This is a genomic window from Phenylobacterium sp., assembly GCF_030693405.1.
Taxonomy (GTDB): Bacteria; Pseudomonadota; Alphaproteobacteria; order Caulobacterales; family Caulobacteraceae; genus Phenylobacterium.
Map to the genome: position 1 here is coordinate 1 of NZ_JAUYAW010000048.1, position 11,117 is coordinate 11,117.

Here is an 11,117-nt window from a genome sequence, read left to right on the forward strand (position 1 = left end):
TGCTGCAGGACGTCAAGGACATCGCCGCGGCCAGCACAGGCGAAGGCTGGCGGGGCCACGTCCTCACCGGCCCCATCTATGTGGAAGGCGCCGAGCCCGGCGACATGCTGGAAATCCGGGTCATCGATCTGGAGCATCGCGTTCCCTATGGGGTCAACAGCCCTGGGACCGGCGGGGTGGTCCCGGGCCTGCTCACTGAGCAGGTTCAGAAGATCCTGAAGTTCGACCTGGAGCGGAACGTGGCTCTGTTCTCCCCGGAGATCGAAGTGCCCCTCGGCCCCTTCCTGGGGATCATGGCGGTGGCGCCCGATCCGGCCATCGGCTCGGTCGGGTCACGGGCGCCGGGGATCTTCGGCGGCAACATGGACCTGAAGCGCCTGGTGGTCGGCTCAACCCTCTACCTGCCGGTCTTCAACCCGGGCGCCCTGTTCTACACGGGCGACTCTCACGCCGCCCAAGGCGATGGGGAGGTTTCAGGCAACGCCATCGAGGCCTCGCTGACGGGCACGCTCCAGTTCATCGTCCACAAGGGCAAGGGCGCTTCCATGCCCGCCCCCTTCGCCGAGGACGCCGAGAACTTCTATGTCATGGGTCTGGATGAGGACCTGGACAACGCGCTGCGCAAGTCGGTGGAAAACACGGTGGCCTTCCTGCAGGCGCACGCTGGCATTCCCAAGGCGGACGCCTACTCGATCTCCAGCATCGCGGTCGACTTCGCGGTCGCCGAAGCCGTGGACGGCGTGGAGATCATCTACGGGACCGTGCCCAAGAAGCTGTTCCTGAAAACCACCCCCTACTGGACCGAGTAGACCGACCGGAGGCGGCGCCCCACGCCGCCTCCGCGATCACGCGTCGAGGCCGTGCTGTCGTTTGGCGGCGGTGACGGTGTTCTGCAACAGGCAGGCCACCGTCATCAGGCCCACCCCACCGGGCACCGGGGTGATGGCGCCGGCCACCTCGCGGGCCTCCTTGAAGGCCACGTCCCCCACCAGCTTGGTTCTGCCCGCCGCGGCCTTTTCGGGATTATCGAAGGGCACCCGGTTGATCCCAACATCGATCACCGTCGCGCCGGGCTTGATCCAGTCGCCGCGGATCATCTGAGGCCGGCCGACGGCGGCCACCAGGATATCGGCCTGGCGGCAGACCGCCGGCAGGTCGCGGGTGCGGGAATGGGCGATGGTCACCGTGCAGTCGGCCTGCAGCAGCAGCTGGGCCACCGGCCGGCCCACCAGAACCGAGCGGCCCACGACCACTGCGGTCTTGCCTGACAGGTCCCCCAGGGTCTCGCGCAGCATGATCATGCAGCCCAGTGGCGTGCAGGGCGTCAGGGCCGGCTCGCCGCTGGCCAGTCGTCCGGCGTTGACCACATGCAGGCCGTCCACATCCTTGTCCGGATGGATAGCGGCCAGCGCGGCGCGGGTGTCCAGATGGTCCGGCAGGGGCAGTTGCAGCAGGATGCCGTGCACCCGCGCGTCCTCGTTCAGCCCGGCGATCAACAACAGCAGTTCGTCCAGCTTGGCGTCGCCGGGCAGGCGGTGGGTGACCGAATGCATGCCTGCGGCCAAGGACTGCTCGCCCTTGGACTTCACATAGACCTGGCTGGCCGGATCATCGCCGACCACGATGACGGCCAGGCCCGGTTGCAGCCCGTGGTCCTGGCGCAGGCGAGCGACCTCCTCGGCCACGCCGGCGCGGACGCGTTCGGCATAGAGCTTGCCGTCGATGATCTGGGCCTGGGACATGACGACTCCTGCGCGTTTCGTATGCGCCTGCCACTAAAGCGTGGAGCCGGTTCGCGCAACGCGCCGCCCTGGGCGCGCCGGTGGGTCAGCCCCGCCGCAGCCAGCAGGTCAGGGCCCAGGCGTGGCTGTCGCGGCTGAGCAGACGGAGCGCCGCCTCAGGCGGTCGCCAGAACAGGGTGTGATCAGCCTCGATCTTCCGCTCCGGGCGCTCGGCGATGACCTCCGCCACGAAAAAGACGCCGCGGGTGTTGAAGCTCTCGACCGCGCCATTGACGAAGTAGTGGTCAGCCCGCATCAGCAGGCTCAGGGGGCGGACGTCTAGGCCGGTCTCCTCCAGGAACTCCCGGGTCATGGCCGCCTCGGGACTCTCGCCAGGATCGATGCCGCCGCCCGGCAGGTCGATGCGGGCGGGTCCATCGGCGGGCTCCACCCGCACCAGGGCCACCTGCCCGTCCCGCAGACCTACGCCAAAGGCGACGGGCCGGTCGGGATAGGGACGACCGGGCTGAGGAACGCCGAACTGCGGAACCGTGGCCATCAGTCGATGGAGAACAGGGCGTCGAACGGATCGACCCGGCCGGCCTCCACATCGGCGACCTTCACCGGACGCCAGCCCACCTGGGAGTCGGCGCTGTCGCGCCAGGCCTCGACGATCACGTCCCGCAGCTCCGAGGCGCCGGCGCTGGTGCGGGTCAGGACGAAGGCGACGCCCCGCGGATCGGCCGCGGCGAAACCCCCCGCCTTTTCCAGCGCGTAGAAGGGCTCCACCTCGGCGAACCCCGCCAGGATGTAGTCGACCGTGCGATCCTCAATGGCGCAGTCACACAGCCGCAGGGGCGACATGGCGGCCTTCAGCTCAGCCAGGTCCACATTGGCCCGGGTGAACTCGCCCTCGAACAGGCCGTGGATCCTGGCCGTGGTGTAGCCCTTCGGGTTGGGATAGTCCGCGTTCCAGCCGTTGTAGTGCACGGTCGTATGCAGGGGTTGGGCGCCATCGGCCACATAGTGCGACAGCGAGCCGATGGTCATCTTCAGCAGGCCCTCGCGCAGGGCCCGGTCGGCGGCGTACCAGGCGCGCCGGCCCGGATCGGTCTCGCGGGCCTCGGCGGCGACCAGAACGCGCCAGTAGGCGAAGTCCAGGGTCAGCTGCTGATACTGATCGACGATGGAGTACTGCAGATAGCCGGCCTTCCAGCTGTCGGTCCCGGCGGCCTGAAGCTGCGCCTCATAGTCGGCGCGGGTGGGCGCCAGGGGCTTTTCGAACCGGGGGCCGCCCATGACGAGGCCAGCGTCGTCGATGTCCACGAAGTGGGCGGAGTCGCGGTTGCTGTCGTGGATCTTCCCCGCCCCTTTGGAGCGGTCAGGCTCGCGGCTAAGCTCGCCGATCTGGCTGATGGCGGTGGGATCGCGCAGAAAGGCGGGAATCTCTTCCGGCAGGGCCTCCATCGCCGCCACGCCGATGATCCGGTGTCCATGCCCGCCCCAGGCCAGGGCCGAGCTGGGCGAGATGATGGCGAGGGCCGCCAGGACGAGGGGAAGCGTTGCGATCCGCATCGCGGAGACTCCTAGGACGTGATGGGCAGGGCCGCCTCCACCCGCGCGATCCAGGCCTGCACCTTGGGATAGCGCGCCAGGTCGAAACCGCCCTCGCCAGCCAGCCGGGTATAGGCGACCAGGGCGACATCGGCGAGACTGAGCTGGTCACCCACGAGGAATTGAGCGCCCTCCAGCCCGTCCTCGAGCCGTTGCAGGGCGCCTGCCCCCCTGGCCACCAGCTTGGGATCGAGGTCCGCCACCGCCCGGCCCTGATAGATCACATGGAATCTCGCCACGGCCACATAGGGCTCGTGGCTATACTGCTCCCAGAACATCCATTCGAGCATCCGGGCCCGGGCATAGGCGTCGCTCGGGATCAGGTCGGAGCCCTCGGCCAGATGGAGGATGATGGCGTTGGACTGGGCGAGCGGCCGCCCGTCCGCCAGAACGACCACCGGGACCTGGCCCGCGGGATTGATCGCGCGAAACTGCGGCGTCTGTGTCTCGCCCTTCAGCAGGTCGATCTCGATCCACTCATAGTCCAGACCCAGCCGCTCGGCCGTCCACTTCACCTTCAGGCAGTTGCCCGAGATGGAGTCCCCGTAAATCTTCAGGCGCATATGAATCCCCAGGTCGATACCGGCCTGTTGATAACTGAGCAATGCCAGGCGCCAAGCCAGATAGACTCGTAGCGCCGCGAGAAGACCTCAATTGAACGGCTTGCGATCCCGCGCCAGGGCGGCTACCCACGCCCCTACCAGTTTCACGACGCAGGATGACGCCGCCATGCGACGCCGCCTCGCCGCCCTGGCGGCTCTACCCTTCCTGGCCCTGGCTTCCAGTTCTCAGGCCGAGACGAACGATCCGATCGGCGACCTGATCGTCGGCGCGATGACCGGCGGCCTTCCGGGCACGCCGGCCTTCAAGATGCGGGCGACCCTCTATCATGCGGGCGCGGTGGGCGTCGGCGCCCTCGACTCCCTGGGCTGCAAGGTGGTCGCCATGCGCACCGCGGCCATCGACAAGAGCCTGATCCCCCGCCGCACGGTCCTGTTCATCAAGGAAACCGTCGGCCTGCCCCTGCCCGACGGCGGCGCCCACGACGGCTACTGGTACGCCTCCGATGTGGGCGGCGCGATCAAGGGCGAGAAGATCGACCTCTTCACCGGCCATGGACGCGCCTCCATGAAGCCGATGATGCCCCTGAATCTGTCCGAGCTGACGGTCACCAAGGTTGGTGAGTTCAAGGGCTGCCCCCCGGCGAAATAGCGCCGGGGTCCTGACCTTCGGGCTACAGGCGCGGCCTCAGGTTTCGACGAAGGCCTTTTCCAGCACGAAGTCGCCGGGCTTGGCGATTGAGCCTTCCTCGAAGCCGCGTTCGACCAGCATGGTCTTCAGGTCGGCCAGCACCGAAGGACCGCCGCACAGCATCAGCCTATCCACGGCGGGATCCAGCGGCGGCACACCCAGGTCTTCGAACAGCTTGCCCGAGGCGATCAGGTCGGTGATGCGCCCTTGCGTCTTGAAGGGTTCGCGGGTCACGGTGGGGTAGTAGCGCAGCTTGTCGCCGATGACTTCGGACAAGATCTCGTCCTTGGCCAGATCTTCCTCGAACAGCTCGCGATAGTTCAGGTCGGCGACATTGCGCACCGTGTGGGTGACGATGGCCTCGTCGAACCGCTCATAGACCTCAGGATCGCGAGCCAGCGACAGCCAAGGCGCGAGGCCAGTGCCCGTGCCCAGCATATAGAGCCGCTTGCCGGGCTTCAGCCCGTCGAGCACCAGGGTGCCGGTGGGCTTGCGGCCGATCATCACCTGATCGCCGACCTGGATCTTCTGCAGGCGCGAGGTCAGAGGGCCGTCGGGCACCTTGATGGAATAGAATTCCAGCTCCTCATGCCAGGCGGGGCTGGCGATGGAATAGGCGCGCAGCAGCGGCTTGCCGTCCACTTCCAGGCCGACCATCACGAACTGCCCGCTGGAGAACCGCAGGGACGGGTCACGGGTCGTGCGGAACGAGAACAGGCTGTCGGTCCAATGCTGGACCCAGGTCACGGTCTCCAGGTGGAAGGCGCTGGCCTTCTTCGGGGCCGGCGCGGCCACGGTCACGTCAGTCATTACGTCGTCTTTCTATTCAGGCGCCCTATTCAGGCGCCGATCAGATTTAGGCGCAGATCAGATGTCGCCGCCGACATTGCCCGAGCCGCCGCCAATCATCGAGACGCCGGGCGCGCGGGCGACATGTATGCCGCATTCGCTCTTTTGCGAACCCTGCCAGCGGCCGGCCCGGACATCCTGCCCATCCTCCACCGGCGAGGTGCAGGGCCAGCAGCCGATGGACGGAAAGCCCTGCGCCACCAGGGGATGGGGCGGCAGGTCATGGGCCACGACATAGGCGTCCAGGTCTTCCTTGCCCCAGTTGGCCAAGGGATTGAACTTCACGTGCGGGTCGGCCTCCTCGACCACCCGCATGGCCAGCCGGTCGCCCCCGTGGAAGCGCTTGCGCCCGGTGATCCAGGCGTCGAATTCGCCTAGCGCCCGGTCAAGCGGCAGGACCTTGCGGATATGGCAGCAGCCGTCCACGTCGGTCTGCCAGAGCTTGGCCTGCGGGTCAGACACCGCCAGATCCTGATAGTGCGGACGCAGGTCGCGGACATCGGTCAGACCCAGGCGCTTGGCCAGGCCGCGCCGGTAGTCCAGCGTCTGGCCAAACAGCATGCCGGTATCGAGAAACAGGACCGGGATGTCAGGGCTGACCTGGGCGGCCAGATGCAGCAGAACCGCCGATTCCGCACCGAAGGACGAGACCAGGGCCAGCTTGTCGCCGAACTCGCGGTGGGCTGCGGCGATGATCTCGGTCGGCTCTGCATGACGCAGCTCGCCGTCCAGCCGATCGGCGGCGGAGAGGTGGTCGGTCTGGTCATAGGCCATGGTCACCCTCCCTCGCGCTCCACATAGGCGGGCGTCCGCAGGTCGGCGGCCCGCTGATAGACGTGGCGGTGGCGATGGACGGCGTGGGCCCAATCCTGCGGGCTTGCGCCATCAGCCGGGGCGAAGGCGTCAAAGCCGCAACGGACCATGAAGCCGGCCTGCTCGCGCAACACCTCGCCTACGGCGCGGACTTCGCCGGCGTAGGCGAACCGCTGCCGCAGCAGCCGGGCGGCGGTATAGGCCCGCCCGTCCCGGTACTTGGGGAAGGCCAGGGCCACTACCGCGATCCGCGGCAGGTCATAGGCGAGCGCCTCCACCTCCTCGGCCGGCTCCAGGCGCACGCCCACGGCGCGTCCCTCGGCCAGCAGGCGGTCGCCCTCGGCCTGGAAGCGGGTGAAGGAGATGATCACATCGCCGGGCGGCAGGCCTTCGTCATCGGCCACCGCGGTGAAGGGATCATCGCCCAGGATGAACTGGTCGTCGTCCTGTCGCCTAATGAGCGTCGGCATAGACGGCCTCCTTGAAGGGTTCGACGCCGGTGCGGCGATAGGTGTCGAGGAAGCGCTCGCCCTCGCGGCGTTCGCGCAGATAGACCTCGACCAGGGTGTCGATGGCGCCGGCCACCTTGTCGTACGGCAGGGCCGGGCCGAGCATCTTGCCCACCGAAGCGTCCTCGGCGCCCGAGCCACCCAGGGTCAGCTGGTAGAACTCCTCGCCCTTCTTATCGACGCCCAGGATGCCGATGTGGCCCACATGGTGGTGGCCGCACGCGTTGATGCAGCCGCTGATCTTGATCTTCAGCTCGCCGATGGCCTCGGCGCGATCGGGATCGGCGAAGGTCTGGGCGATCTGCTGGGCCACCGGGATCGCGCGCGCGTTGGCGAGCGCGCAATAGTCCAGCCCCGGGCAGGCGATGATGTCGGAGATCAGGTTCACATTGGCGCTGGCGAGCCCTGCGGCCTGCAGCTGGGCGAACACCTCCGGCACGTCGTCGAGACGCACATGGGGCAGGACGAGGTTCTGCTCGTGGGTCACCCGGATGTCGTCCTGGCCATAGCGCTCGGCCAGGTCGGCGATCACGTCCATCTGGTCGGAGGTGGCGTCGCCGGGGGTGTCGCCGATGGTCTTCAGCGAAACCTCGACGATCGTATAGCCGGGCTTCTTGTGCGGCCGCAGATTGTTGCGCGCAAACCGCGCCAGGGTCGGGTCAGACGCCTTGGCCGCCTCGAAGGTCGCCGACACCGCCGGCAAGGGATCAAAGACGGTGGTGGCGAAGGCGCCCCGGATGCGGGCGAGCTCGGTGTCGGGCAGATCGCCCTCCGGCCCGATCTTGGCCCACTCCTCGGCCACCTGACGGGCGAACTCCTCAGCCCCCAGGGCGGCGACCAGGATCTTGATACGCGCCTTATAGATGTTGTCCCGACGGCCATGGCGGTTATAGACCCGCAGGATCGCCTCCAGGTACGAGAACAGCCGGTTGGCCGGCAGGAACTCGGTGATGGTCGGGCCCACATAGGGCGTGCGGCCAAGGCCGCCGCCGACGATCACCTCAAAGCCCAGCTGGCCGTCGCGGCCGCGGCGGATCATCAGGCCGATATCGTGGACCTTGGCCGCCGTGCGGTCCTTGGGCGCCGCGGTGATGGCGATCTTGAACTTGCGCGGCAGGAACGAGAATTCCGGGTGCAGGCTCGACCACTGGCGGATCGCCTCGGACCAGACCCGCGGATCGTCCAGCTCCTCGGCCGTGGCGCCGGCATAGGGGTCGGATGTCACATTGCGGATGCAGTTGCCGCTGGTCTGGATGGCGTGCATGTCCACCTCGGCCAGCTGGTCGAGGATGTCGGGCGCATCCCGCAGCTTGATCCAGTGGAACTGCAGGTTCTGGCGGGTGGTGAAGTGGCCATAGCCCCGGTCATAGACCCGGCCGATATGGGCCAGGCGGCGCATCTGGCGCGCATTCAGCGACCCATAGGGAATGGCGATCCGCAGCATATAGGCGTGCAGCTGCAGATAGAGGCCGTTCATCAGCCGCAGCATTTTGAACTGGTCTTCGCTCAGCTCGCCCGACAGGCGCCTGGCCACCTGCTCGCGGAACTCCCGGGCGCGGTCAGCGACGAATTCCTGGTCGACAGCGTCGTACTGGTACATTCGGCGCTCCTTACTTACGCTTGATCAGGTTGACGCGACCGCTGGAGCGGGCGGCGCCGTCGGCATGCAGCAGGGCTTCGATCACAACCCCGCCCACAGCCTGCTTGCCATGGGTCGGGTGGTTGGTGGGGCCCAGCGCCCGGATCCGCTCCCGATAGCTCAGCGGCGCCCAGAGGCCGTCGGATTCCATCAGGTCGATCAGATAGGGGTCGATCACCACGGTGGGCTGGGACTTGGCCTGGCCCTCGGCGGCCTCGGCGGCTTCGGGATCATCAAACAGGTCGGCGTCCCCGAAGCCTTCGACCCACTGGCCGGACTTCCAGAACACGACATCGCCATCGATCAGGCGATTGGCGGTCAGGGCCTTCATCTCACTTGCCTCCCAGCTCGGCGGCGCGAGCTTCAATCTGTGTCGCCAGCCCGGCGTCTCCCGCCTGGGCCAGGGCCATGGCCTCGCCGACGATCAGCAGGGCCGGCCCCTTCAGGGTGGCGGCGGCCTCGGCCAGCCCCGCCAGGGTGGTGACCAGCCGTCGCTCATCGGCGCGGCTGGCGTTCTCGACAATAAGCGCCGGCGTGGCCGGGTTACGGCCGGCCTGTGTCAGCCTGCGGGCGATTCCGGACGCGGTTGAGACGCCCATATAGATGACCACAGTCTGGTTGGGGCGCGCGAGACTCTCCCAGTCCAGGTCCGGCTCGCCATTCTTGGCCGCGTGGCCGGTGACGAAGGTGACCGCCTGGGCCATGCCTCGATGGGTCAGGGGAGCGCCGGCGCTGGCCCCGGCCGCCAGGGCCGCAGTCACGCCAGGAACGATGACGCATTCGACGCCCGCCGCACGGCAGGCTTCCAGCTCCTCGCCGCCCCGGCCGAAGATGAAGGGGTCGCCCCCCTTCAACCGCACGACCCTCAAGCCCTGCAGGGCGAAGGCCACCAGCATGCGGTTGATCTCTTCCTGGGGGTAGGCATGACGCGACTTGCGCTTGGCCACACTGATCCGCTGAGCGCCGGCTGGGGCGAGATCGAGAATTTCGTCAGACACCAGTCCGTCGTGCACCACCACCTGCGCGCCCTGCAGGGCCTTCAGGGCCTTCAGGGTCAGAAGCTCCGGATCGCCGGGGCCGGCCCCCACCAGCCACACCATCCCGGCCGCGCGGGCGCTCGCCCCGTCCAGAAGGACGAGACCGCCGGGTCGCCGGGTGGATCGGTCGCTGGTCGCCATGGTTTTAGCTTCTCTATCACGCTTGAGCCCGAAGGCCGACGGGGCGGGATTGCGCCCGCCCCGTCGAATATCCGGCGACGAAAGGGCCATGACGCCGCCGGATGCTTGCAAACTGGGGAAAACCACCCCACTTCGCAACCCAAGGAGTTCTGCCCGGGGGTTCAGGAAATCTTATGGAACGACAGGCTGAACGCAGCGGCGACCGACGGCGTTTGCCGCCCCTCAACGCCCTGCGCGCCTTCGAGGCCGCCGCCCGCCACCTGAATTTCAGCCGCGCCGCCGATGAGCTATCGGTGACGCCCGGCGCAGTCAGCCAGCAGATACAGAACCTTGAGGATTTCGTCGGCGCAGCGCTGTTTAAACGCACGCCGAAGGGCCTGCTGCTCACCGATGCGGCGCAGACCGCCCTGCCCGCCCTGCGCGAGGCCTTCGACCGGCTGGCCGAGGCCGCCTCTCTCCTGACCGCGGCCGTGGACGGCCGCCGACTCAGCATCACGGCTGCCCCCTCCTTCGCCGCCAAGTGGCTGGTGCCCAGGCTCGGCAAGTTCGAGGAAGCCCACCCCCAGGTGGATGTCTGGCTGTCGGCCGGCATGGAGCTGGTGGACCTGAGCGCCGGCGAGGTGGACCTCGCCATCCGCTATGGCTCGGGCCGCTATCCCGGGCTCGAGGTCACCCACCTGATGAGCGAGACGGTGCTGGCGGTGGCCAGCCCCGAACTGATGGCCCGCATCCCGCTCAATGAGCCCGCCGATCTGGTCAATCACATCCTGCTGCACGATGGTTCGGCCGAGCTGGACGCCTCCTGCCCCGACTGGGCCATGTGGCTGGCGGCCCGGGGCCTGAAGACGGTGGATGGCTCGCGCGGCCCGCGGTTCAACCAGTCGAGCCTGGTGATCGAGGCGGCCGCCAACGGCCGCGGCGTGGCGCTGGCCAAGCGCACCCTGGCCCAGGCGGATCTGGAGGCCGGACGCCTGGTGGCGCCGTTACAGATCGCCACGGCGGTGGACTTCGCCTATTACCTCGTCCATCCCAAGGCCAAGGGCCGACTGCCGCAGGTCAAGGCGTTCACCGCCTGGATCACGGCCGAGGCCCAGGCCCATGAGGCCGCCCTGCGGGCGATAGACAATGGGGCCGGCATCTAACGAGCGCCGGCGCACAAGCGACCAGAGTGCTGAATGCTGATTGAGATCGACGACCACAAGGCGCCTGCCGACTGCACCTCCATGACCGAGGTCCGCCAGGGGGTGGACGCCCTGGACCGGGCGCTGGTCAAGCTGCTGGCCGAGCGGCAGGACTTCATGGACGCCGCCGCCCGGATCAAGCCGCACCGTGGGGTGGTGCGGGATGAGGCCCGCATCGAGGACGTGGTCGCCAAGGTCCGCGCCGCCGCCCGCGAGGCCGGCCTCTCCGAGGCCATCGCAGAGCCGGTCTGGCGCACCCTGATCGATCGCTGCATCGCCTATGAGTTCGGCTCCTGGGACCGGAACCGGACCTAAGAACGCACGCGCCGGATCTGGAGCGGCTCGACGAGATACGGCTCAGG

14 protein-coding genes are annotated in these 11,117 nt (G+C 68.0%); 4 read left to right on the forward strand and 10 right to left on the reverse strand.

Features of this window, described 5'->3' with window-relative positions:
• A partial coding sequence (locus Q8N19_RS10385; protein ID WP_305590366.1) for an acetamidase/formamidase family protein occupies positions 1-809 on the forward strand: 809 nt, incomplete at its 5' end.
• A gap of 36 nt (positions 810-845) precedes the next feature.
• Here Q8N19_RS10385 and folD read toward each other — a convergent pair.
• From folD to Q8N19_RS10405, 4 genes are all read right to left on the reverse strand, one after another.
• A complete protein-coding gene (gene folD, locus Q8N19_RS10390) occupies positions 846-1,742 on the reverse strand; it encodes a bifunctional methylenetetrahydrofolate dehydrogenase/methenyltetrahydrofolate cyclohydrolase FolD (protein ID WP_305590368.1) in 897 nt (298 codons plus the stop codon).
• An 85-nt stretch (positions 1,743-1,827) separates the two neighbouring features.
• Positions 1,828-2,280, reverse strand: coding sequence for an NUDIX domain-containing protein (locus Q8N19_RS10395; protein ID WP_305590370.1), 453 nt, complete (start codon positions 2,278-2,280; stop codon positions 1,828-1,830).
• The gene (locus Q8N19_RS10400) at positions 2,280-3,296 is read right to left on the reverse strand and encodes a S1/P1 Nuclease (protein WP_305590372.1); all 1,017 of its coding nucleotides are present in this window, start codon (positions 3,294-3,296) and stop codon (positions 2,280-2,282) included. Before Q8N19_RS10400 ends, Q8N19_RS10395 begins: the two co-directional genes overlap by 1 nt.
• Before the next feature lie 11 nt (positions 3,297-3,307).
• Positions 3,308-3,898 carry a glutathione S-transferase family protein gene (locus Q8N19_RS10405; protein WP_305590374.1) on the reverse strand — a complete coding sequence of 197 codons (591 nt, stop codon included), beginning with the start codon at positions 3,896-3,898 and terminating at the stop codon, positions 3,308-3,310.
• 166 nt (positions 3,899-4,064) lie between these two features.
• On the opposite strand from Q8N19_RS10405, the gene Q8N19_RS10410 reads away from it, so the two are divergent.
• Positions 4,065-4,547: a 3D domain-containing protein gene (locus tag Q8N19_RS10410; protein WP_305590376.1), complete on the forward strand. Its 483-nt coding sequence runs from the start codon at positions 4,065-4,067 to the stop codon at positions 4,545-4,547.
• A 36-nt stretch (positions 4,548-4,583) separates the two neighbouring features.
• On the opposite strand, the gene Q8N19_RS10415 is transcribed toward Q8N19_RS10410, so the two are convergent.
• From Q8N19_RS10415 to cobA, 6 genes are read right to left on the reverse strand one after another with little or no spacing between them, the layout of a single operon-like run.
• Positions 4,584-5,396, reverse strand: coding sequence for a ferredoxin--NADP reductase (locus tag Q8N19_RS10415; protein ID WP_305590377.1), 813 nt, complete (start codon positions 5,394-5,396; stop codon positions 4,584-4,586).
• A gap of 57 nt (positions 5,397-5,453) precedes the next feature.
• Complete coding sequence (locus Q8N19_RS10420; protein ID WP_305590379.1) at positions 5,454-6,209, reverse strand: phosphoadenylyl-sulfate reductase; 756 nt, start codon at positions 6,207-6,209, stop codon at positions 5,454-5,456.
• A gap of 2 nt (positions 6,210-6,211) precedes the next feature.
• A complete protein-coding gene (locus Q8N19_RS10425; RefSeq protein WP_305590381.1) occupies positions 6,212-6,718 on the reverse strand; it encodes a DUF934 domain-containing protein in 507 nt (168 codons plus the stop codon).
• Positions 6,702-8,357, reverse strand: a complete 1,656-nt coding sequence (locus Q8N19_RS10430) for a nitrite/sulfite reductase (protein WP_305590383.1) — start codon at positions 8,355-8,357, stop codon at positions 6,702-6,704. The genes Q8N19_RS10425 and Q8N19_RS10430 overlap by 17 nt, the downstream gene beginning before the upstream one ends.
• A 10-nt stretch (positions 8,358-8,367) precedes the next feature.
• The gene (locus Q8N19_RS10435; protein WP_305590385.1) at positions 8,368-8,727 is read right to left on the reverse strand and encodes a DUF2849 domain-containing protein; all 360 of its coding nucleotides are present in this window, start codon (positions 8,725-8,727) and stop codon (positions 8,368-8,370) included.
• 1 nt (position 8,728) lies between these two features.
• Positions 8,729-9,574 carry a uroporphyrinogen-III C-methyltransferase gene (gene cobA / locus Q8N19_RS10440; protein WP_371133832.1) on the reverse strand — a complete coding sequence of 282 codons (846 nt, stop codon included), beginning with the start codon at positions 9,572-9,574 and terminating at the stop codon, positions 8,729-8,731.
• A gap of 173 nt (positions 9,575-9,747) precedes the next feature.
• On the opposite strand from cobA, the gene gcvA reads away from it, so the two are divergent.
• Positions 9,748-10,716 carry a transcriptional regulator GcvA gene (gene gcvA, locus Q8N19_RS10445; RefSeq protein ID WP_305590387.1) on the forward strand — a complete coding sequence of 323 codons (969 nt, stop codon included), beginning with the start codon at positions 9,748-9,750 and terminating at the stop codon, positions 10,714-10,716.
• Between the two features lie 33 nt (positions 10,717-10,749).
• A complete protein-coding gene (locus tag Q8N19_RS10450; RefSeq protein ID WP_305590389.1) occupies positions 10,750-11,070 on the forward strand; it encodes a chorismate mutase in 321 nt (106 codons plus the stop codon).
• Positions 11,071-11,117: the final 47 nt, after the last annotated feature.

Bases quoted from the DNA above. Each gene is read 5' to 3' on its own strand.
- Q8N19_RS10425 (WP_305590381.1), bottom strand. From the start codon at position 6,718: ATGCCGACGCTCATTAGGCGACAGGACGACGACCAGTTCATCCTGGGC.
- Q8N19_RS10430 (WP_305590383.1), bottom strand. From the start codon at position 8,357: ATGTACCAGTACGACGCTGTCGACCAGGAATTCGTCGCTGACCGCGCC.
- folD (WP_305590368.1), bottom strand. From the start codon at position 1,742: ATGTCCCAGGCCCAGATCATCGACGGCAAGCTCTATGCCGAACGCGTC.
- Q8N19_RS10420 (WP_305590379.1), bottom strand. From the start codon at position 6,209: ATGGCCTATGACCAGACCGACCACCTCTCCGCCGCCGATCGGCTGGAC.
- Q8N19_RS10395 (WP_305590370.1), bottom strand. From the start codon at position 2,280: ATGGCCACGGTTCCGCAGTTCGGCGTTCCTCAGCCCGGTCGTCCCTAT.
- Q8N19_RS10410 (WP_305590376.1), top strand. From the start codon at position 4,065: ATGCGACGCCGCCTCGCCGCCCTGGCGGCTCTACCCTTCCTGGCCCTG.
- cobA (WP_371133832.1), bottom strand. From the start codon at position 9,574: ATGGCGACCAGCGACCGATCCACCCGGCGACCCGGCGGTCTCGTCCTT.
- Q8N19_RS10415 (WP_305590377.1), bottom strand. From the start codon at position 5,396: ATGACTGACGTGACCGTGGCCGCGCCGGCCCCGAAGAAGGCCAGCGCC.
- Q8N19_RS10450 (WP_305590389.1), top strand. From the start codon at position 10,750: ATGCTGATTGAGATCGACGACCACAAGGCGCCTGCCGACTGCACCTCC.
- Q8N19_RS10405 (WP_305590374.1), bottom strand. From the start codon at position 3,898: ATGCGCCTGAAGATTTACGGGGACTCCATCTCGGGCAACTGCCTGAAG.
- gcvA (WP_305590387.1), top strand. From the start codon at position 9,748: ATGGAACGACAGGCTGAACGCAGCGGCGACCGACGGCGTTTGCCGCCC.
- Q8N19_RS10400 (WP_305590372.1), bottom strand. From the start codon at position 3,296: ATGCGGATCGCAACGCTTCCCCTCGTCCTGGCGGCCCTCGCCATCATC.
- Q8N19_RS10435 (WP_305590385.1), bottom strand. From the start codon at position 8,727: ATGAAGGCCCTGACCGCCAATCGCCTGATCGATGGCGATGTCGTGTTC.